This window comes from Streptomyces longisporoflavus, from assembly GCF_014649775.1.
GTDB classification, from domain to species: Bacteria; Actinomycetota; Actinomycetes; order Streptomycetales; family Streptomycetaceae; genus Streptomyces; species Streptomyces longisporoflavus.
On record NZ_BMTR01000003.1, the window covers coordinates 188,669 to 208,258 of the forward strand.

The window sequence follows — 19,590 nt, forward strand, 5'->3', positions numbered from 1 at the left end:
CGCGCCGGGCGGCTCTTCCTGGGTGGCGCTCCGAGTGGCGCTCCGGGTGGCTTCGGCGCGCGTGAGGGCGGCTTTGCCGGGCACTCTGGAGTAGCTCTCTCGACGCAGAGAGGGCCGTCGCCCGGGCGAGGGAGATACGGCCGGCGACGTGGGAGCAGCGGAAGGAGCCGCCCGCCATGACCGCGTCGTCCACGCCCGCCCCGCCGCCCCCGCCCGACCGGGGGCGTGCCGAGAACGGCAGCGACAACGAGAACAGGAACGGGAACGAGACCGGCACCGTCACCACCGCCGTCCCCGCCCGCCTCGACCGGCTGCCCTGGTCCCGCTGGCACTGGATGATCGTCATCGGGCTCGGCACGGTCTGGATCCTGGACGGCCTCGAAGTCACCACGGTCGGCAACATCGCGAGCCGCCTCTCCGAGGAAGGCAGCGGCCTCGCCATCAGCTCCGCCCAGATCACCGGCACCGCGGCGGCCCTGTACGTGGCGGGGGCCTGCGCGGGCGCCCTCTTCTTCGGCCGCCTCACGGACAAGTTCGGCCGAAAAAAGCTCTTCATGGTCACCCTCGCGGTGTACCTCGGCGCCACCGCGCTGACGGCGCTCTCGTTCGACGCCTGGTGGTTCTTCCTCTTCCGCTTCCTCACCGGCTTCGGCATCGGCGGCGAGTACGCGGCCATCAACTCGGCCATCGACGAGCTGATCCCGTCCAAGTACCGCGGCCGGGTCGACCTGATCATCAACGGCAGCTACTGGCTCGGCGCGATCGGCGGTTCGCTGCTCTCCGTCGTCATGCTGAACACGAACATCTTCCCGAAGGACATCGGCTGGCGGCTCACCTTCGCCCTCGGCGTCGTACTCGGCCTGGTGATCCTTCTCGTACGCCGTCACGTCCCGGAGAGCCCGCGCTGGCAGTTCATCCACGGCCGGGGCGAGGAGGCGGACGCGCTCGTCACGTCGGTGGAGCGGGAGATCGAGGAGGAGAAGGGCGAACGGCTGCCGCCGCCGGAGTCCGAGATCACCATCCACCAGCGCAAGAGCATCGGCTTCGGCCTCATCGCGAAGACCGTCTTCCGCGACTACCCCAAGCGCGCCGTCCTCGGCCTGTCCCTCTTCGTCGGCCAGGCGTTCCTCTACAACGCGATCACCTTCGGCTTCGGCGCGATCCTCACCAAGTTCTTCGACGTTCCCTCGGGCAGCACGGGCTACTACTTCGCCGTCATCGCGGCGGGCAATTTCCTCGGCCCGCTCTTCCTCGGCAAGCTCTTCGACACGGTCGGCCGCCGGATCATGATCTCTTCGACGTACATCGTGTCGGGCCTCCTGCTCTTCGGCACGGCCTGGCTGTTCGATCGGGGCTCGCTGAGCGCGACGACGCTCACGGCCTGCTGGTGCGTGGTCCTGTTCTTCGCGTCGGCGGGGGCGAGCAGCGCCTATCTGACGGTCTCCGAGATCTTCCCCATGGAGACCCGTGCCATGGCGATCGCCTTCTTCTACGCCGTCGGTACGGCGGCCGGCGGCATCAGCGGCCCGCTGATCTTCGCCAAGCTCACGGAGTCGGGCGTGGTCGGCGACACGGTGCTCGCCTTCCAGATCGGCGCGGGCTTGATGTGCGCGGCGGGCCTGGTCGCGGCGGCGTTCGCGGTGAAGGCCGAGCAGCAGTCCCTGGAGGACATCGCCAGGCCGCTCTCGGAGGCGAAGGCTTCGGGGTGAGGCCCGGGAAGATCGGGGGATGAGCGGAGAGGGAGTGGAGGGTTCGCGCCGGGTTGGCCCTCACCGGGTGGCGGTCCTCGTACGGGACGGCGTCCTGCCCATGGAGCTGGGCCTGGTCCACCAGCTGTTCGGCAACGCGCGCTCGCCGCGGGGCGCCCGCCTCTACGAACTCACGACGTGCGCCCTGACCCCCGGCATGATCCGCACGGACGCCGACTTTCCCGTCCACGCCGAACACGGCCCCGAGGCGGTGGCCGCCGCGGACACGGTGATCGTCCCCGCCTCGCACGAGCAGGACGAGTCGCTGGCGCCGGGCACGCTCCCGCCCGCCCTCGCCGCGACGCTCGACTCCGCCTCCGGCGCCCGTATCGCCTCCATCTGCACCGGCGCCTTCGTCCTCGCGGCGGCGGGCCTCCTGGACGGCCGCAGGGCGACCACGCACTGGCTGTCGGCGGACCTCTTCGCCCGTACGTTCCCGGCCGTGACCGTCGACCCCGATGTCCTGTACGTCGACGAGGGCCAGGTCCTCACCTCCGCGGGCGAGGCGGCCGGCATCGACCTCTGCCTGCACATGATCCGCGGCGACCACGGCGCGGCGGTCGCGGCGGAGGTGGCCCGCCGCACGGTCGTACCCCCGCACCGCGAGGGCGGCCAGGCCCAGTACATCCGGCGCCCGGTGACGGAACCCCGGCTGACGTCGACGGGACGGGCGAGGGAATGGGCACAGGAGCGTTTGGCGGAGCCCCTGACGCTGGCCGATCTTGCCGGGCGGGAGTCGATGAGCATCCGCACCTTCAGCCGCCGCTTCCGCGAGGAGACGGGCCTGACGCCGATGCAGTGGCTGACCCAGCGCCGCGTGGACCGGGCCCGCGAACTACTGGAGGAGACGGACCGCACGGTCGACCGCATCGCGGCGGAGGCGGGCTTCGGCACGGGCGCGTCGCTGAGACAGCACTTCCAGGCGGGGCTCGGGGTGTCACCGGGGGCGTACCGGATGACGTTCAGGGGGACGCGGGGCTCGGACTGAGTATCCGAGCATCTGAGTACGCGTACTCTGTCGCGCCCTCCGGCCGGGTCGGCAGGCTCTGTACGCATGACGGCAAAGTCGATGAACATGAGCGGGAGCATGAGCCGGCGGAACACGAGCGGGAACATGGGCCGGCGGAACACGGGCCTGCGCATGAGCCCGCGGAACATGGGCCTGCGCATGAACCCGCGCCACGAACTGAGCCCCATAAACCCGCGGAACCTGCTGACGTCCCTGCCCGGCAGCCCGCCCCTGCGGCGCTGGGTGACGCGCGTACTGGGAGCGGGCCTCGCGGCAGCGGCGTACCTCCTCTGCCTCCCCTGGGACCTGCGCAACCGCCCCGAGACGCCGGGCGCGCTGAACGAGACGTCACCGGTGACGGCGCTCGGAGTCACCGTCCTGGCGGTCACGATGCTGGCCCTGGCGGCCTACTTCGGCTTCCGCGACCGCCTCGTACTGGCGCTGCTGCTCGTGGCGGGCCCGCCGGCGACGCTGATGTACTTCTCCATCGACAGCCACCCGGAGCCGGACGCGGCGATATTTCCGCTGCCGCTGGTGTGGGGCCTCTTCGCGCTGGTGATGGGGACGGGAGTCCTCGCGGTGGCGGGCTTCGCGCGCCTGTTCAGGGACAGCGAGGCCTGAACGGCCCGTGGGGCCCGAACGGGCGGGGACTGGGGAGCAGCGGCGGGGGTCAGACCGAGGCTAGGCCGCGCGACGGCGGTCGGCGAAGGCCCAAGAGGCGAGCCCCACGCCGCCCGCGACCGTGAAGACGGCGGGCCAGGCCCCGACCTTCTTGGCGAGCGGGTGCGACCCGGCGAAGGCGGCGACGTACGCGGTGCTGAGCGCGGCAGCCGTCTTCGGCCCCGCGTTCTGCCGCCACTGCTGAGCGGCAGCGGCTCCCGCGGCGGCGAGTACGACCCCGCCAAGAGGCCGCTTCTTCGTCCACCGGGCGACGGCGAACCCGCCGACGAGCCCACTGGCGGCCGCTGCTGCTGCCGGTACCTTCGCCACGCCTGCCTCGCTTCCACGGCTCTGCCGCGGCTGCCGCCACGGCTTCCACCGATACGCCCTCAATGCGCCCTCAATGCGCCTTCGGCCCGAGGCTAACGCGCCGGGAAAGCCTTGCGGCGAGGGGGTCTGCGGCACGTAGGTTGGTGAGGGTGTGCGCTGCGCCTACGCGGCGTGTGCGACAGCGCCGCCGACAAGGGACCGATAGTAAAGATGACCGCGCGAACCACCGCCCGCACCCGAACCGCCCTGGTCATCGGGGGTGGCATCGCCGGCCCGGTTGCGGCGATGGCCCTGCACAAGGCGGGCATAGAGGCAACGGTCTACGAGGCGTACGACTCGACGGGGCACCCGGCCCCGTCCTTGAGCAGCGGCGGCGGCATGACGATCGCCCCGAACGGCCAGCAGGCGCTGGAGGCGATCGACGCGGCGGAGACGGTACGCGCCATCGGCACCCCGGTGACGGCACTGGGCCTGCGCAGCTGGACGGGCAGGCACCTGGCCCGGCTCGCCCCGCCCGAGCACCTCCCCACCACGCGCTTCGTATGGCGCACGGAGTTGCACGAAGCCCTGGCGGCGGAGGCGACGCGCCGCGGCATCCCGATCCAGCGGGGCAAGCGCCTCCTGGACGCGACGGACACGGGCACGGGGGTGACGGCTCGCTTCTCGGACGGCTCGCTGGCGAAGGCGGACGTACTGATCGGCGCGGACGGCCTGCGCTCGACGGTGCGGTCCTTGATCGCCCCGACCGCCCCGAAACCGCACTACGCGGGAATGCTGACGTTCACGGCACACGTACAGAAGACGGAACTCCCCTCTACGGAGGGGGTGTTGTACATGTGCTACGGAAAGAGGGCGTACTTCGCGTACCAGATCCGGGACGACGCGTCGGCGGTGTGGACCGTGAACCTGCCGCACCGGGAGCCGATGACGTCGGCGGAGGCGCAGGCGGTGGGGGCGGTGGAGTGGCTGAGGCGTTTGGCTCAGACCTTCACGGACGACCGCACCCCGGCAGCGGACCTGGTGGCGGCCACGGCCCCGGAGGACCTGCTGATCACGGGCCCCACAGAAACGATGCCTCCGCTCACGACCTGGAGCCGGGGCCGGATGACCCTGATCGGAGACGCGGCCCACGCCACGCCCCCCACCTCGGGCCAGGGTGCATCACTGGCCTCCGAGAGCGCGGTACAACTAGCGCGCTGCCTGAGGGACTTGCCCCCCGGCAAGGCGTTCAGCGCGTACGAGTCCCTGCGCCGCCCCCGCGTGGACCGCATCCTGAAACACACGACAGCCACCCCCACGGCCACCTCAGCAGCGGCCCGCACAGCCACCCCGAAACCGGCGGGCCCGCTCAGCCGGGTACTGAGGGACGCCCTCCTGCCGGTGGCGACGAAGGTAGGCGGGGCCGGGGGAGCGGTGTGGGGGGCGTGGCAGTTCGACCACCCGATCGACTGGGAGGAGCGGGTGGAGTAGGAACCGTGGAGTAGGCACGGTTGCGGGCCTGTTGGTGATGTGTTGGCCGGATTTGCGACGGTGGCGGAAGCCGCAAGCGACAAACGGCAAGCGACGAGTGGCTGGCGGCGAACGGCAACACACGCAGTACAGGTAGGGATCGAAGCAATGAGGAAGCGAAAGACACTAAAGACGGTAGGCAAGGCAGCAGGGGTGGCGTTCTGCGCGTCGGTCATGGTGGCTGCTGGTTCGGGGGGCATCGCAAACGCTGCGGCGGGCTGGGACCACGTGGGCAGCAGCACGTTCAAGCACCGCGACGTCGACTCGCACCTGTGGTTCACGGGCTACTCCCACTCAACCGGCGGCAGCTTCAAGGTCTGCATCGACAAGACGCAGTTCAAGGAAGAGATCACGCTGTGGGAGCAGGACTCCAATGGCATGAAGGACGTGGGCAAAAGGTCCACCAAGGGCGGCTGCCACGTCTTCAACGGTCTGGGTGACTACGTCGACGGCAGCAACAAGAAGGCAGAACTCACCCTGTCCACAACGGACGCCGAGGGCGGCGGCAGGGTCTTCTTCTACGACTAGCCTCCACGCGGCCACCCGCCGCGACTCCCTCTACCGGACGGCTCCCCCGTCGCCTGCACGGCGGCGGGGGCGGCCCGCCTCAGGGACGCGGCATGTCCCGTACGGATGCGACGAACCCGGCCCAGGCCCGCGCCTCAACGCCGAAGCGCCTGCCGGCGGGCAGCTTCGAGTCGCGCACGAACACCTGATCGCTCACGGTGGCGACTTCCACGCATTCGGTCTCGTTGCCCCCGCTGTAGGAGGACTTGAACCACACCAGCTCATCGGCAATGGCGCGCTCGGTGTTGATGCTGCTGGTCATTGAATCTCGCTCTTGCTCCCCGTTCCCTTCCCGGTGGCGGGGCGCGGGTTGATTCAGGGGCGCGGTATGTCCCCTATGGACGCGACGAACTCGGACCAGGTGCGCGGCGTGACGGCCAGCTGATCGCGGGCGGAGCCCTTGGAGTCGCGGACAAGAACATTGTGTCCGGTCACCGCCACCTCGACGCATTCGGTTCCGGACCCCCCGCTGTAGGAGGACTTGAACCAGTGGAGAGGGCGTCGGGCGTCCATCACAACTCCGTGAGGATTCGGCGAATGGTCTTGCTGGATGATGGCAGATCAAGAGCCTGTGCACGAAGGTAATCGAACGCCGACTTGTACCGCTCCAGTTCCTTCGGTTTCTCCATGAAGAGCCCGCCGCCGAGAAGGTCCACGTAGACGACGTCCAGGTCTTGGCTCTGACCTCGCAGGAGGACAAAGCTGCCCACCGCTGCGGCATGGGCTCCTGTCGAGAACGGCAGTATCTGTACCGTCACGTGCGGGGACTCGGCCAGTTCCAGGAGATGTCGGAGTTGCTCACGCATGATGTGGGCCCCGCCGACGACACGGCGGACGGCGGCTTCGTCGACGATGGCCCAGATGTGCGGCGGCTCGGAGCGTTGCAGAAGCTCCTGCCGTTTCATGCGAATGTCGACCATGTGCTGCACCTCGCGGTCCGAGCAGCCCATCTCTGACGCCCGGTGCACGGCTTCGGCATACGCCCTGGTCTGGAACAGGCCGGGGACATACATGCACGCGTAGTGCTCCTCTCGCACCACCTCGTCCTCAAGGGTCAGCATGAGGTTCATCGACTCGGGAATGGGATCGGCCAGGGAGCGCCACCACCCTTGGATCCGGGCGCCCTTGGCGAGCTCGACGAGGGCTGTACGCACCTCCTCATCGGCGTCGTACGTCCGACAAAGGGCGTCCACGGTGGGCCACTTGACCGTTCCCTCCTTGGTCTCGTAGCGACTGAGGGTGGCTTTGGAGATACCCACCCGAGCACCGGCGTCCTCCAGCGTGAGCCCCATGCGTTCGCGCAATCGGCGAAGATCGGCGCCGAGCTGGCGACGGCGGGTGGTCGGCCCAACTGCCATGTTTCCGGCCTCTCTTGTTGATCGGTCTGAGAGTGCCCCCGCTTCGGTGACGGAGCAAGGGCGCACGACCGGGGAGTGCGAAGTGGTCGCGTGCTCCCGGAAGCTCCTCATGAGAGTTCCATTTTGAGAGTTCCACTGCAACCCTGGGTGCACAGTCAGGCACAGTAAGCGATGCCTGCGCGGCGTGGAGGGGCTGGTCGACATGTCTGACTGCCGGTGCGGGGTGCTGAGAAGGGCGTGGGAACTTCCCTTCTTGGCCGAGCCGGAAGAGGTGGCAGCCCTGCGGCGCATGGTGCGGCTCCATCTGACCCGATGGGGTCTGCCCGAGGTCGTCGAAGCGGCGCAACTGTGCGTGAGTGAGCTCGTGGCCAACGTCATCACGCATGTGGGCCCGCACACGCCCACCACGCTCAGGCTCACGATGAAGGACACGTGCGTTCGCGTCGAGATCGGCGACCCCGACACTCGTGCGCTACCAACCCTGATCGCGGCCCGGGCAGACGCGGAAAGCGGACGAGGCATGGCACTGCTCGACGCGGTTGTCGACCGGTGGGGCGTAATCCTTCGAAGCGACTCCAAGGTCACCTGGTGCGAGCTGGCCACGGGCCTCGCCTCGCCGACCGGTCACACGGGCGGGCCCCGGGTCGATCGTGCCGAGGCTTTGATCGGCCACTACGGCGAGAGAGGCGTTTCGCGTCGCGTTGCGGACACATCCTTGACGGTGGCCGCCGCGGAGGAAGCCGCGATCGACGTCATCGCGGATCTTCTCCACTGGCTGCGGGCGCATGGCTGCGATCCGGACGAGGCGTTGGATCGGGCGGAGACGCGCTTCGAAGCCGGGTGGACCAGTGCGTGATCCCGGGGAGGGGGCGGGACGCCGAGGAGCCCGCTTCAGGGTAGTTCGCTGCGTTCGTCCTTCGGCCCCGACCGGTCGTCGACGGGCTTTGCCGATCGGATCACTTTGGCCACTTGGTCGGCCACCAGCTCCGGGTCCTCGTGCGTATAGAAGCGGAGGACGGTCCAGCCGAGGGATTCCAGGTGGGCGGTGGTCCTGGTGTCGCGCATGGCGTTCTTGTTGATCTTCTCTCGCCAGAACGCGGGGTTCGACTTCGGGAAGGTGGCGTGCTCGGGGCAGCCGTGCCAGAAGCAGCCGTCGATGAAAACGGCGACTTGAGGCCCCGGGAAGGCGATGTCGATCGTGTTGCGGGCCATCCCGGGGACGCGTCGCTGCAGTCGATAGCGGAGCCCGGCGGCGTGCAGCAATCGGCGGACGGTCACTTCCGGTTTGGTGTCCCGAGAGCGTTGCTTGCTCATGCGCGCGGAGACGACATGGGACGAGGGAAGCGGGCGTGAAGCAGGCACGATCTCAGTGTGCGGCATCTGCCGTGGCCTCGGCACGGGCTCGTGGGGACCATTCGGCGAGCGCACGCCACACGTCCTCACCCGGCGTCGTCAGGCCGAGCGCGGCACTGAGGACGTGAATGCCGAGGCGGGGCGGAACGGCATTGCCGATCTGCTGGGAGATGTCGCCGCCGGACCAGGGGAACCTGTGCGGGAAGGTCTGGAGCTGGCCCGCCTCACTCGTGCTCAGTCGGGGGAGATCATGCTCCGCCGGGTCGTCGGTGACGATGCGGTTGCGGGAGACCTTGCCGGTGACCGTGGCTGCGGGTTCGCAGGAACGGCGCCTGCCGCGCAGCCGAGGGTTGCCGCCGGTGCCGTAATTCGAAACGACCTGGAAGGGGCCGGTCCGCTGCGTGAGTACATCCTCCATGGCCACCCAACTCTGGCGCAGGAGATCGCCCGCGGGGCGCGGAACGCCCTTGCGATAGCGCTGATGTGTGGGTGTGGGGAGGGCGGCCGTGTGCCCGTCACGTCGAGCCACGAGGATGGCGCGGCGGCGGGTCTGTGGGACGCCGAATTCTTCGGTGTGCAGGATGCCGTGGGCGACCGAGTAGCCCTCGTCGGCCAGGGCCGCTCCGTATGCCTCCCAGACGGGAAGGGCCGCGGGGACCTGTTCGAGCACGATGGCGTCGTAGGGGCGGAGCTTGTCGTCGTCGATTGCGTTGAGCGCCCAGCGCAGAGGCTCGAGAACAAGCCCTGTGCGCTCGTCGTCCATGTCGGCGAGATCGGCGTCGATGTTGTTGCGTGCGTCTCGGTCGACCAGGCGTTGGACAAACTTCAGGACGTCGTCCAGGGCACGGCGACCGGCTCCGCTGCCGGCGACGGTGAAGCTCTGGCAGGGCGGGCCCCCGGCGAGGACATTCGCCTCGGGGAAGTCTCTTGGACCGTAACTCCGCACATCGCCGTGGATCGTGTGGAGACCCGCCGCGGTACGTGTCGTGACGGCGTTCGCGTCCCATTCGATCCCCGTCGAGGGGATGCCCAGGACCGTCGCGGCCATGTCCAGTCCGCCGGGGCCGGCGAAAAGGTCCACGATGTGGAAATCCACAGGTGGGAGCTGGTGAGGCAAAGCGACGGTCATGGTGAGCGAGTTTATAGGTGATGGAGGGGGCGAGGGAGCCGGTGGAGGGCCACGACCTCATGCGGTCGACAGCGCGGCGTAAATGGCACGTCCCAGCGCCTCGCCGACCGGGGGCGGGGAGGCGTGGCCGACCTGGCGGTAGCGGGCGGTTTTGCGCCCCGCGAAAACCCAGTCCTTCGGAAATCCCTGCAGCAGGGCGGCTTGCTCGACTGTGAGCGCCATCATGCCGTCGCGACCGCGGGTCGGGTTCCACACGAAGTCCGGGTCCGGCACCTCGTTCGCGACCGTGCCACCGTCCACTCCCATGCGCGCCCAAGCCCGCTTGGAGCCGGTGGGCCCCAGATCGGCGCCGCCACGGTCCCAGGAACCGCCGACGAGAGTAGGAGCGACCTCCGTGGCCAGCGCCATCCACTCGGCAACCCCTGCCCAGCCCCGGGCTGCCATGGATGGCCCGAGCGCCTGGCCGACGGTGGCCGCCGGTTCGGGGGAGCGGGGCGGAATCCGGAATGCGTTTGCAGCCTCGGCGCTCGCGAAGGCCAGGAGGATGCCCTGCTTCCGGAACTGGGGCACGCCGTAATGGGCGGCGTTGAGGACGAACCACAACGGGGTGTAGCCGCTCGCAGCGAGCTCCTGCTGTATGTGGTCCCGGAGCGGTGCGTAGGTCTCGCTGGTGATCAGATCCGGAACGTTCTCGATCAGGAGCGCGCGGGGGCGCAGGATCCGGGTGAGATCGAGGGTGGCGCGGAGGACGGCAAGTTCGTGGTCATTGCCGCGTTCTCGGGAGACGGCGGCAGCTGCCTTCACGCGTGGTAGCCCGCCCGAGATCAAGTCGAGTCGCAGCAAGGGTTGTTCCCGGGCGAGTGACTGAGGGTCCAGGGTGCTCAAGTCTTCCTCGCGGAGGCGCCAACCGGGTCTGTTCAGGCGCAGTGTGTCGAGGGCGACGGGGCGATGGTCGATCAGTAGGGCGGGGTCGAAGCCCGCGTACTCCAGGCCCAGTGCGAGGCCCCCCGCTCCCGCACACAGCTCCAGAGAGGTCAGCCGACGGGTGGGAGACGCGGGTTGCGAGGCGGAGATCGGCTCCGGCTCGGGTCTCCCCGTCTGTTCCGCCGAGGTCGCGCTCGTGGGCACCGTCTCTGCCGAGGCCGGCTGTGATTCGTCGGTCCGCAACGCGGCCACGGACTCGTCGACCACGGCGCTGAGTTCGGCCCGCAGGTCGGCGTCGGCCAAGGCCTCGAAGATGACGAATGGGGCGAGCCTCAGAAGCCGCTTGAGGAAGTCCCGCAGCACGTCGCGCTCGGGAAGGCCGTGCAGGTCGACTGCTGCCCAGGCGTGAAGAATGTTGCGTACGAGATGAGGGCTGCCGCCGAGGGCCTTGCGGCGGGCGTAGATCTGGTCGAAGGCGGCCTCGCCGAGGATGTCGAGCGCCGCGTACGGCTCGAGGGCCGCAGAGTCACGGACGAGGTGTGCACGCCACCAAAGACGACCGAAGACATGCCGGGTGAGGTCGCTGGCCACCACACGGTCGCCGGGAGGGCGGGGATAGCGCCAGTACGCGACATCGGGAAGCAGGATCAGCGCGAGAAAGGCCCAGACGTCGCCGGACGCGGCTTCGGCCGGCATCAGGTCCATCTTGCCGTGCAGGAGCGCGGCCAGGTCGAGGTCGAAGCGGGCCCGCGCCGCGCGAGAGGACTCCTCGGGGAAGCCCGCACGCTTGGCGGTCTCCAGTACGAGAGCCCGCAAGTCGCGCAGCTGTGACTCCGTGATCCGGTCGCCGCCGGTGGCCACATAGACCGCGGACTCATGGCGGTACGCGACGAGCTCGGCCAAGTCGGGAAGCGGCATCTCCTTGTATTGCTGGTGGAGCGGCTTGGCCTGTCCGGCGAGGAGACGAGGGTAGAGGAGAGCCATGGTTCATGCCTCCTGGAGGATGCGGGTCGCGGCCTGTAGTTCGGAGGCGAACAGGCTCGGCGAGTTCTGCCGGAGTTGTCGCAAGTCCTGGACCGTGCGGCCGGGGAAGAGCCGGTGGAAGAGGTTGACGAGGGTGGCGCCGAGGGAGTCCTCGGCGAAGTCCGCGTCGTCGACGAACTCCTCCTTGAGGAGAGCGTGTTCCACCATGATGCGGGCGCAGTCCGAGTACACCATCGAGAGGACGACGCGATCCACCGGGCCGGGTTTGGCCGCATGGGCGAAGGCAGCGGACACGTCCCCGGCCTTCTCGTTGACGAGGAGAAGCATGGAACCCATCGCAGCGGCATTCAGGTCTGATCCGAGCTGCAGGTGCCAGGCCGCTCCGTCCCTGAACGAGGTGTGCGCGAAGTCGATCACCGTCATGGGGAAGAGCGGCGCGTCGCCCTGCAGACGCAGAGCCGCGGTGTCGTCCCAGAGAAGCGAACCGGCGCGCCGCGGTGAGAACACGGCGGCCGTCGGCGTGGTCCGAGAGAGAACCAGCACCGTTTCCAGGACAAGGACCCCGCCCAGTTGGGCGCCCGGCAGGACGGCGTGGAGATCCACCGTGCGCACGCCTTCACCGGCGAGCGGAATCCGCTGCACGGAGCCGCGCAGATTGGAGCCTGAGGCGGTCCAGACGGCCGCGAGAGTGAGTACCGCGCCGTCGGAAAGTCCCGCCCCTGCACGAGCCGCCGGCAGGTCGACGTGCACGGTGCGGCTCAGCTCGACGTCCATGCGGTAGTCCCAGAAGTCGAGCGCCTCGGGGAGGTCGGTGGTGGCGCCGTCGAGGACGAGTTGCCACGGCTCGGTCCGGACGCACGAGGCTGCGGGTGAGCGGTAGGGAAGGGCGAGCCTGCTCACGATGCGTTCACCGCCCGGGTCTTCACGGTGATCTCCGTGATCGTGTCCGGGGCCGGCCGGACGACTGCGCGCCACACGGTTTCGTCGCCGCCCTCGATGACGTACGTGGGCGAGGCGTGGAGCCTGCCCGTCGGGTCCTCCCAGCCGACGAGGCCGGGCATCGCGGCACCCGCCGGGGGATCGGTCTCGCGGTTGCCGGTGCCGGGCAGGGCCACCGCCAGCTCGACCTGAACCCGCTGCACGACCGGCACGGGGAGAGTGAACGCCTGCACGAGGACGGCGTGTCCGAATCGCTCTTCGTACGTGGTCTCGCCCGCATACTTCACGCGTGGGCGGAGGGCACGGGCGCCGCCGCCCTCCGGGGTCGAAGACTCGGCCGTGCCTACGTTTCGGCCCTTGCGACGCTTGCCTGCGCGGTCGCGCGCGCTCGGGATTTCCTCGTCGTCGTCCGGTGCTGCGGTCGCCCGGCCCGTGGACGTGACGCCGTAGTCCGTGGCGCCCCCGGTGCCCCAGGCTCCTCCGACCAGCGGGGAAAAGCGGGCGCTGGCCGCGCCCAGTGCCACGTTCGCCGAGCCTTCGCGAGCTGATCCGCCCAACTGGAGGAGTTCGTCGACCGCTTCCTTGAGACGGGTGAAGGTGGTGCGGACGAATGTCCGGTCCTGACCCTCCAGACGCTGGTGGTTCCATGCATCGTGCGTCGGAGGTTCGGCCTCGGCGAAGGTGGTGTCCATTTCTTCGTTGGCGCGGAAGACGCCGGCGTACGAGAGGAGCTCGGTGCCCGTCTCACGCCCCGGCCAGTAGGTGACCACCAGCTCCGCCGGACGCATCAGTGCCACATGGTGCACGGACCGCTCGACCTGCACCATCTCCATGGCCCGGCGCGCGGCGGGAGAAGGATCGAGAGGGAGGACCGGACGCTGGACGAGACCCAGCCGACCCAGCTCTCGGACGGGCCTCTGACAAGACAAGGTTCGGCCCTCGTCCGTGCCCAACTGGCGGAAGGCGTCCACGAAGAGGTTGAGCGGGGATGTGGTGCGCGGGTCGGGGATCGGGAAATCTCGCCCTTCGCAGGTGACGGAGAACCGCATGGGCAGAGTGCCGTCGGCGCGTTCGAGCATCTTGGGCCACAAGTGCCAGGCCACGGTTTCGGCCAGGTAAGCGGCGGCCTCTTTGGGTTCCAGGCCGTCGAGTTGGGGATCGAGGATGACCACGCTCGTACCGGTCTCCTCCTCCCGAAAGGGAGTGAGGCCCAGGTGGCGAGCCGTATCCTCCGCGGCGGGGCCGATCAGAGGGTCGATGACGTCACCGGATGCGTCGCCCCACCAGTGTCGGCCGGTGTACCGGCGCTCTTCGCCTTGCTCGTCCCGGTCTCGATAGCTGTTGCCCAGAGCACAGCCGATCAGCCGGGTCTCCAGCTCTCCCCGGTCGTTCCGGCAACGGGTATGCACGAGCACCGTTCCGAGACTGGAGAGGAGATAGAAGATGGCCTTGCCGAAGCCATAGGTGCCGCCGCCGAGTTTGGTGTCGCGAGGTTCACCGACGTTCCGCACAAAGGCGACGAAGTCTTGGCGGCCCTCGGAGATCTCGTGGGCGCGGGTGGGGCCACCGAGGCCGTTCGTGCCCCGATCGGAAATCGTCATGATCCGAATCCCGGCGCGCAGGGCTCTGCGCAGGGCGAGGTGCTCGTTCGACGGAGCTCCGTTCAACATGAGCCTGCGCCAGGAGTCGGCATACGCAGGACCTACGTACCCAAGGTCGATACCGAAACGGACCGGTCCGTCCTGTCGCACATCTTTGGCGTCCCAACTGTTCTGGGCAGCTTCCCGTACGAGGATGGTGAGCAGGTCCAACTCGGGTCTGCCGAGCTGGTTGCGGATGCCCTCGGCCGCGCTCGCGCCTTCCGGCGGATACGGCTGGGAGTACCACTGGGGTTCGGTGCGCACGTCTGTCACTTGCTCTCCCCGAGCAGGGCGGCCAAATGTCTTTCCACGCGGGTCATCGGAAGAGGGACGGGTGGGGACACGGTGAGATCCACCGTGTACTCCACGTCCGTCACGTTGCCGGGCACCTCGGCAAGGGCGAGGTCGGCTGCCGTGAGGCGAGGGAAGCCCGATGTCACCGCATACCAGCGCTCCTCACGCACGAGGAATCGGACCGTGCGATAGCGCTCCGCATCGACGGTGTGGTAGCCGGCCTCGGCAAGGAGGCCGAGCAACGTGCTCTCGTCGTCGCACAGCCGCAGAGCCTGCTCCACGAGGTCCACGACGCTCGTCCCCTCGCCGCCCTCGGGGACGCGATCTACGCGCAGACAGGCGAGCTGTAGGTTGCCGCCCTCGGGCGGCTCCAATTGGCGCAGGCCATGGACGCGTATGCGCAAGGCGTCGCCGGTGACGGTTTTCACCTCTACGGATTCGGTTCCGGACGTGAAGTCGTGCGGGCGACCGCTCGGCCCCGCCCACAGCCTGTGGGCGCTGGGATTCTCGGCCAGGAGCCGGAGCAGTATGCACAGTTCGCCGTAGAGGCCCGCGAGTTGTATCGGGCCCAGCAGCGTGCCGTGCGCACGGAACAGGGCTCGCCAGCGATCCAATACCCGGTGCAGGGCTTTGAGCGTCTGGGAGGACGCGGGGGACCGGTCGTCTTCGCCGAGCCGGGCGATCTCCCGCAAAACGTTCTCGCCGAGTCCCGTGAAGACGTCGTCGAGATCGTGACGCAGGCAGCCGAGGTCGGCGTAGTGCTGGTAGACCTCCTCGTCCTCCAAGGGCCGCTTGCGCAAGTGCAGGACCTGGCCGTCCCGGATCTCGCGGACGTGCTGATTTCCGGCTATCGGTACCAACAGGTGTCGGTGACCCTCGCGATCGATGGCCGCGAGAACCGGGCCGCGTGAAGTGGAGACAGGTAACGGGGAAGTCCGGAGCCGGTTGTCCGCCGACACGGGAGCCAGCAGGAGATCCCGCCAACTCTCTTCCAGGGCCTGCCGGAATATGTCACTCATGCGGCGTCATCGCCTTCGAGGGTGCGAAGGTCTTCGTCGTCGTTGTCCTCCAGCCGAAGGCCGGAGAGGTCTGCCGAGATGTAACTGCCGTCCCACTTGATTTGACTGTCGTTCTGCCCGGGCTTGACCTCCGGGAAGACCAGTCCGACACCGACCACGTGATCGTCGGCACCGAGTGGCTCACGGAACTTCTTGCGGTGCTCGGAAGGGCAGGAGTCCTTGTCTATCGGATACAGCACGAGCAGGCCGGTGTCCGGGAGTTGTTCGCGGCGCTTCCGCCAGATCTCGGCTTCCGGGAGCTCACGAGGGGCGCCCCGCAGGTCGGCGGCGGCGTCGGACCGGCTCATCATGGTCTTGATGTCGGCGAAGTCCGGTTCGCCGGTGAGGTTGTGGAGCCGGGCACGGGTGACGCGGCCGACCGTGACGTCCGGGGCGAAGGTGAAGTCGCTGGTGGCGTTCCCCGCGCTGTTGCCGATGACCGCGACGTTCCAGCGCTGGAGGGAGCCCTCTCGTACACGACGCCGGATGTACGAAGAGATCAACTTGGTGTCGCACTCCTGGGATTTTTCGTGGAAGCGGTACCGACTCAGGAAGTCCAGCACGTCGGTATGTGGCACCCCGTGGAGGACGTGCCGACCCTCTTGGGGGCGCGAGTCGTGCGTGACTGCCTCAGTGACGGCACGACGCACCAGCTCGCGAGCGGCTTCCTGATTGTCCGCGAGCCAGTCGGCGCGGGTGTGGAAGTAGCGCGTCTGGATCCGACGGCCGCCGTACGACGCGCTTGCCCTGATCGCGGACTGCATCTTGGCCGCGGCGGTCACCCGCAGCACCGGGTGGGTGCGCACGCGGACGGCGAACGTCTGCGGGGTCTCGTTCTCGTGGAGGTAGACGTCGATGTCGCGACGCATGTCGGCCTCGACCGTGGCGAGATGACGGAACGATGCCTGAAGTTCGTCCGTCATCCACACGCGCGGGAGATCGGCGTACCCATGCCGGAAGCCGAACCAGCGGCCCATCTGCAGCAGGGTGTCGTATGCCGAGGCCGCCCGTACGAAGTAGGTGACGGCGAGCCCTTCCAGGGTGAGGCCACGGGAGAACTTGTTGCCGCCTACGGCGATGGCGACGACCGGGCCGTTGTCGTAGTCGAGCGTGTCCTCGCTGTCGGAGTTGTCCATGATGATCCGGCAGTCGCCGATGACGCCCGGCAGCTCCTTCAAGAGCGTCTCGAAGGGAACCTTTGTCTCCCGGAAGTCCTCGGCGGGCACACGCGCGGTCTCGTCATCCCACAGGCCGCGCAGCTTCCGCAGGGAATCGGGGTCGTTCAAATGGTCCAGGGTGTGCGCTCGAAGTTTCCTGAGCGGCTCACGGAAGCTGTTGTGGACCTGGATGCGCATGCTGGTGTGGATCAGCATGGTGGCGTGCTTGTTGCCCTTGCCGCGAGCCCGGCGCGCGGCGGTGGACAGCCAGAAGTACTGGATGGCGTCTTCGAGGGTGTCGGTGATCTCGGGCGTGAAGCCGTCGGCGTCCGCCCTCGTTGCAGGCGTGACCAGGGGGACGTCCTCGCCGGGGACACTGCGGATCATGTCGTGTCCGTCGTCGACGTCTTCGGGGTCCTCGCCGTCGAGGGCGTATCGACCAAAGAGGACCTCCGTGCCGAAGTGCTCCCGGGGCTGCGGCAGGTTGACGACGAAGTCGCTCGGGTACAGGTCCTTCGCCGCCGGATCGATGAGGACGTTGGCGAAGGGCGTCGCGGTGTATCCGACGTACGCCGCCTTCGGCAGGGTGTCGAGAATCCGGAGGATCAGCGGGTTGATCGAGGCGGTGGCGACGCTGGCCTGGTCTGCCTCGTCGTCGATCACCAGCGCGGGGGCCTGCCGCAGGTACTCGGAGGCCGACTCCAGCCAGCGTGCGAACTTCCGGAGAACGGTGGCGTTCTTCTTCACCACGCACAGGACGTGGGTGCGGTTGCTGCCGCCGAAGAATGACGCGGCGTTTTCGGTCGGAACGAAGTCACGTTCAAGCCCGGTGAGTTGTGACCAACCAGTCGGATTTGACTTCACCAGTTGCTCGGCGAGGCGGGCTTGGGTCTGACGACGCAGGCCGTTGTGGATCCCGGCGAGGACAATGAACAGTTTGTAACCGCGGTCCGCCGCCTTGGCCATCACCGAGGTGAAGTTGGTGGTTTTGCCGGACTGTACGTAGCCGACCACCAAGCCACGCGTGGAGAAGTCGGGCTCCTTGGGGTGGTTGAGCAGCGAGACGACTCGCGTGGATGCTGCGTCGAGGTCCGCGAGCGCGTCCGGGGCCCAGCCCGACCTTTCCAGTTCGCGCTGAATCGCGGGCCAAGCACGGTCGTTCTCGCGAGGGCCCGTGTACCAGGTCTCCCGGTTGCCGTTGACGGCTACCCGCGGCTCTTCCATCTCCTTGATCGCAAGCAGCTTCTGTTCGTGGAACTCACGGATCCCCTGGATCCGTTCTACGCCGACCCCCAAGATCTCCAGCTTCTTCACCGCTTCCGCAGGCGTGCTGGTGTCGAGGAGATCGCGAAAGACGCCGTAGATCTGGTCGAGTTCGCTGCTCACTTGTTCTCCTAACCGGGCCGCGCGTGGCGCCGGTCCCCCGAGTACGTGCCGACTCGCCGAAGTTGGTGCGGGTCGTGAATTCCAGAGTCCGCGAAAAGCGTGCTCAGTGCTTATGCGGGATACAAACTGACCGGGTTTACCGGTGGAGTTGTACGCCCGAGACCAACGAAGCCGTAGAGGGGGGAGGCCGGGATGCCGCCGGCCGCGTCTTCGTGTCGCAAGACGGTGGAGGGCGCATCAGGCATGGCTGTCGTGTTCCTTTGGAGCGCGGTACTGCACCTACGGAAGCAGGAAACAACGCCTTGGCCGTTCCAGTTTTCCGCTTTGACGATATCGCACAGGCGTTTCATATGGGGCGTGAGTGTAGATAAGGGGGCCAAGACGCCACTCAAGGCCCCACAGCCCCGGAGGTGGATCTCGCCGAAAGGGTGCGCCTCTAGGACACCCCGTGGCAGTCCCCGTAAGTCCGCCCCGACCCGCACCAACACCCCGCCCCCGCCTCCGGCGGCCACCCCGCTGCCCGCCCCCGGGCCGCCAGTGTTGTCGCGTACTGGGGGAGTAGTGACACGTCCGTCGGTTGTGCGCCCTCCGAGGCCGCGAAGGCCTCGTACGACGGGACCGTGCCCGTGACGATTCCCAGGTTGGGGGTGCCCGAGGAGGCGAGTTCCCTCAGTGATGCCTCTATGGTCGACAAGTGCGCCTCGTGCGAGGGGTATTCGGATTCCAGGGACGGGTACGCCGTCAGGAGTTCCGTCAGTTCCGCGGAGGGCCAGTGCAGGACCGCCACCGGGAACGGGCGGGACAGGGCCTCTCTGTACGAGCCCAATTCCGCCTGGATGCGGGAGATCTCCGCGCGCAGTTCCGCCGGGTTGTCCGAGCCGAGTGACCAGATTCGTTTCGGGTCGTGCAGTTCGTCCAGGGGGACCGGGGAGGAGGAGATCTCGTCCGCGAGAGCGTCCCACGCGTCGTGCTCCGCGCCCAGCAAGCGGCGCACCCTGTGGCGGCCGAACAGCAGCGGGCGTTGTTCGTAGGACGGGGCGGACGCGGGAGCGCCCTCGCCGCCCGGCTGCGGGAGCAGCAGTTCCAGCGCCTCCGTGAACGTCTCCTGCGCTTGTGCCAGCTCGTCGTGGGACTCCAGGGACTCCGCCGCGATCACCCACGGGGCCGGGTCGCGCGGCGCCGCCGCCCGGACTCCGTCGATGATCGCCCTTGCCTCCGCCTCATGGCCGTACTCCCAGAGGTTCGAGGCCTTCAGGGCCCGGATCAGGGTCGGGGCCGACGCACGCTGCGGGGCGTCCGGGGCGAGGAGGCGGTCGTAGAGCGTGGTCGCGCGGTCGCGTTCGCCCGCCAGTTCCAGGTGGGCCGCGGCCTGGAGCAGCAGGTGCTCGGTGTCCTCGGGGTACAAGCCGGCGGTCCGCTCCAGGCGCTCGGCTTCGGCGATGTGGTCAGCAGGCGTGTCGGGGCGCATACGGGACACCGTACTGCCGAGTGGGGGCGTTGCAGCAGGGTTGCCGTGCAGATCAGGGCAGTCGCATCTTTGTCGGC

At 68.4% G+C, this 19,590-nt stretch carries 18 protein-coding genes; 6 read left to right on the forward strand and 12 right to left on the reverse strand.

Going from position 1 to position 19,590, the window contains the following annotated elements; genetic code table 11:
• Positions 1-176 precede the first annotated feature (176 nt).
• The 3 genes from IE226_RS07510 (at position 177) to IE226_RS07520 (ending at position 3,378) form a co-directional block, all read left to right on the forward strand.
• Positions 177-1,709, forward strand: a complete 1,533-nt coding sequence (locus IE226_RS07510; protein WP_190080244.1) for an MFS transporter — start codon at positions 177-179, stop codon at positions 1,707-1,709.
• A 19-nt stretch (positions 1,710-1,728) separates the two neighbouring features.
• Positions 1,729-2,736 carry a GlxA family transcriptional regulator gene (locus tag IE226_RS07515; RefSeq protein WP_190080245.1) on the forward strand — a complete coding sequence of 336 codons (1,008 nt, stop codon included), beginning with the start codon at positions 1,729-1,731 and terminating at the stop codon, positions 2,734-2,736.
• Positions 2,737-2,835: 99 nt separating this feature from the next.
• Positions 2,836-3,378: a hypothetical protein gene (locus IE226_RS07520; protein WP_229870608.1), complete on the forward strand. Its 543-nt coding sequence runs from the start codon at positions 2,836-2,838 to the stop codon at positions 3,376-3,378.
• A 60-nt stretch (positions 3,379-3,438) separates the two neighbouring features.
• On the opposite strand, the gene IE226_RS07525 is transcribed toward IE226_RS07520, so the two are convergent.
• Positions 3,439-3,747: a hypothetical protein gene (locus tag IE226_RS07525; protein WP_190080246.1), complete on the reverse strand. Its 309-nt coding sequence runs from the start codon at positions 3,745-3,747 to the stop codon at positions 3,439-3,441.
• A 210-nt stretch (positions 3,748-3,957) separates the two neighbouring features.
• Here IE226_RS07525 and IE226_RS07530 point away from each other — a divergent pair, with 210 nt between their 5' ends.
• The gene (locus IE226_RS07530) at positions 3,958-5,217 is read left to right on the forward strand and encodes an FAD-dependent oxidoreductase (protein ID WP_190080247.1); all 1,260 of its coding nucleotides are present in this window, start codon (positions 3,958-3,960) and stop codon (positions 5,215-5,217) included.
• 267 nt (positions 5,218-5,484) lie between these two features.
• A complete protein-coding gene (locus tag IE226_RS07535; RefSeq protein WP_190080248.1) occupies positions 5,485-5,784 on the forward strand; it encodes a YndA family protein in 300 nt (99 codons plus the stop codon).
• A gap of 79 nt (positions 5,785-5,863) precedes the next feature.
• On the opposite strand, the gene IE226_RS07540 is transcribed toward IE226_RS07535, so the two are convergent.
• Genes IE226_RS07540 through IE226_RS07550 form a run of 3 tightly spaced genes read right to left on the reverse strand, consistent with a single transcriptional unit; the run spans position 5,864 to position 7,181 of the window.
• Positions 5,864-6,085, reverse strand: coding sequence for a DUF397 domain-containing protein (locus tag IE226_RS07540; protein ID WP_190080249.1), 222 nt, complete (start codon positions 6,083-6,085; stop codon positions 5,864-5,866).
• A gap of 53 nt (positions 6,086-6,138) precedes the next feature.
• Positions 6,139-6,336 (reverse strand): DUF397 domain-containing protein, encoded by a 198-nt coding sequence (locus tag IE226_RS07545; protein ID WP_190080250.1) that lies wholly within the window; start codon positions 6,334-6,336, stop codon positions 6,139-6,141.
• Positions 6,336-7,181, reverse strand: a complete 846-nt coding sequence (locus IE226_RS07550; RefSeq protein WP_190080251.1) for a helix-turn-helix domain-containing protein — start codon at positions 7,179-7,181, stop codon at positions 6,336-6,338. Before IE226_RS07550 ends, IE226_RS07545 begins: the two co-directional genes overlap by 1 nt.
• Positions 7,182-7,383: 202 nt before the next feature.
• On the opposite strand from IE226_RS07550, the gene IE226_RS07555 reads away from it, so the two are divergent.
• Positions 7,384-8,037 carry an ATP-binding protein gene (locus IE226_RS07555; protein WP_190080544.1) on the forward strand — a complete coding sequence of 218 codons (654 nt, stop codon included), beginning with the start codon at positions 7,384-7,386 and terminating at the stop codon, positions 8,035-8,037.
• Between the two features lie 35 nt (positions 8,038-8,072).
• On the opposite strand, the gene IE226_RS07560 is transcribed toward IE226_RS07555, so the two are convergent.
• From IE226_RS07560 to IE226_RS07595, 8 genes are all read right to left on the reverse strand, one after another.
• Positions 8,073-8,495: a very short patch repair endonuclease gene (locus IE226_RS07560; protein ID WP_190080545.1), complete on the reverse strand. Its 423-nt coding sequence runs from the start codon at positions 8,493-8,495 to the stop codon at positions 8,073-8,075.
• 52 nt (positions 8,496-8,547) lie between these two features.
• Complete coding sequence (locus IE226_RS07565; protein ID WP_229870609.1) at positions 8,548-9,615, reverse strand: DNA cytosine methyltransferase; 1,068 nt, start codon at positions 9,613-9,615, stop codon at positions 8,548-8,550.
• A 105-nt stretch (positions 9,616-9,720) separates the two neighbouring features.
• Complete coding sequence (locus IE226_RS45040; RefSeq protein ID WP_308429437.1) at positions 9,721-11,571, reverse strand: DNA cytosine methyltransferase; 1,851 nt, start codon at positions 11,569-11,571, stop codon at positions 9,721-9,723.
• Positions 11,572-11,574: 3 nt separating this feature from the next.
• Complete coding sequence (locus IE226_RS44030) at positions 11,575-12,471, reverse strand: hypothetical protein (RefSeq protein ID WP_229870610.1); 897 nt, start codon at positions 12,469-12,471, stop codon at positions 11,575-11,577.
• Positions 12,468-14,423 (reverse strand): hypothetical protein, encoded by a 1,956-nt coding sequence (locus IE226_RS07580; RefSeq protein ID WP_190080253.1) that lies wholly within the window; start codon positions 14,421-14,423, stop codon positions 12,468-12,470. The genes IE226_RS44030 and IE226_RS07580 overlap by 4 nt, the downstream gene beginning before the upstream one ends.
• Positions 14,420-15,463, reverse strand: coding sequence for a PD-(D/E)XK motif protein (locus IE226_RS07585; protein WP_190080254.1), 1,044 nt, complete (start codon positions 15,461-15,463; stop codon positions 14,420-14,422). The genes IE226_RS07580 and IE226_RS07585 overlap by 4 nt, the downstream gene beginning before the upstream one ends.
• Positions 15,460-18,045, reverse strand: a complete 2,586-nt coding sequence (locus IE226_RS07590; RefSeq protein WP_190080255.1) for a Z1 domain-containing protein — start codon at positions 18,043-18,045, stop codon at positions 15,460-15,462. The genes IE226_RS07585 and IE226_RS07590 overlap by 4 nt, the downstream gene beginning before the upstream one ends.
• Positions 18,046-18,481: 436 nt before the next feature.
• A complete protein-coding gene (locus IE226_RS07595) occupies positions 18,482-19,513 on the reverse strand; it encodes an SEC-C domain-containing protein (RefSeq protein WP_190080256.1) in 1,032 nt (343 codons plus the stop codon).
• Positions 19,514-19,590 lie beyond the last annotated feature (77 nt).

What these genes read in the sequence shown, in the direction of transcription:
- IE226_RS07510 (WP_190080244.1), top strand. Translation starts at nt 177, where the DNA reads ATGACCGCGTCGTCCACGCCCGCCCCGCCGCCCCCGCCCGACCGGGGG.
- IE226_RS07515 (WP_190080245.1), top strand. Translation starts at nt 1,729, where the DNA reads ATGAGCGGAGAGGGAGTGGAGGGTTCGCGCCGGGTTGGCCCTCACCGG.
- IE226_RS07520 (WP_229870608.1), top strand. Translation starts at nt 2,836, where the DNA reads ATGAGCCGGCGGAACACGAGCGGGAACATGGGCCGGCGGAACACGGGC.
- IE226_RS07530 (WP_190080247.1), top strand. Translation starts at nt 3,958, where the DNA reads ATGACCGCGCGAACCACCGCCCGCACCCGAACCGCCCTGGTCATCGGG.
- IE226_RS07540 (WP_190080249.1), bottom strand. Translation starts at nt 6,085, where the DNA reads ATGACCAGCAGCATCAACACCGAGCGCGCCATTGCCGATGAGCTGGTG.
- IE226_RS07545 (WP_190080250.1), bottom strand. Translation starts at nt 6,336, where the DNA reads ATGGACGCCCGACGCCCTCTCCACTGGTTCAAGTCCTCCTACAGCGGG.
- IE226_RS07550 (WP_190080251.1), bottom strand. Translation starts at nt 7,181, where the DNA reads ATGGCAGTTGGGCCGACCACCCGCCGTCGCCAGCTCGGCGCCGATCTT.
- IE226_RS07555 (WP_190080544.1), top strand. Translation starts at nt 7,384, where the DNA reads ATGTCTGACTGCCGGTGCGGGGTGCTGAGAAGGGCGTGGGAACTTCCC.
- IE226_RS07560 (WP_190080545.1), bottom strand. Translation starts at nt 8,495, where the DNA reads ATGAGCAAGCAACGCTCTCGGGACACCAAACCGGAAGTGACCGTCCGC.
- IE226_RS45040 (WP_308429437.1), bottom strand. Translation starts at nt 11,571, where the DNA reads ATGGCTCTCCTCTACCCTCGTCTCCTCGCCGGACAGGCCAAGCCGCTC.
- IE226_RS07585 (WP_190080254.1), bottom strand. Translation starts at nt 15,463, where the DNA reads ATGAGTGACATATTCCGGCAGGCCCTGGAAGAGAGTTGGCGGGATCTC.
- IE226_RS07595 (WP_190080256.1), bottom strand. Translation starts at nt 19,513, where the DNA reads ATGCGCCCCGACACGCCTGCTGACCACATCGCCGAAGCCGAGCGCCTG.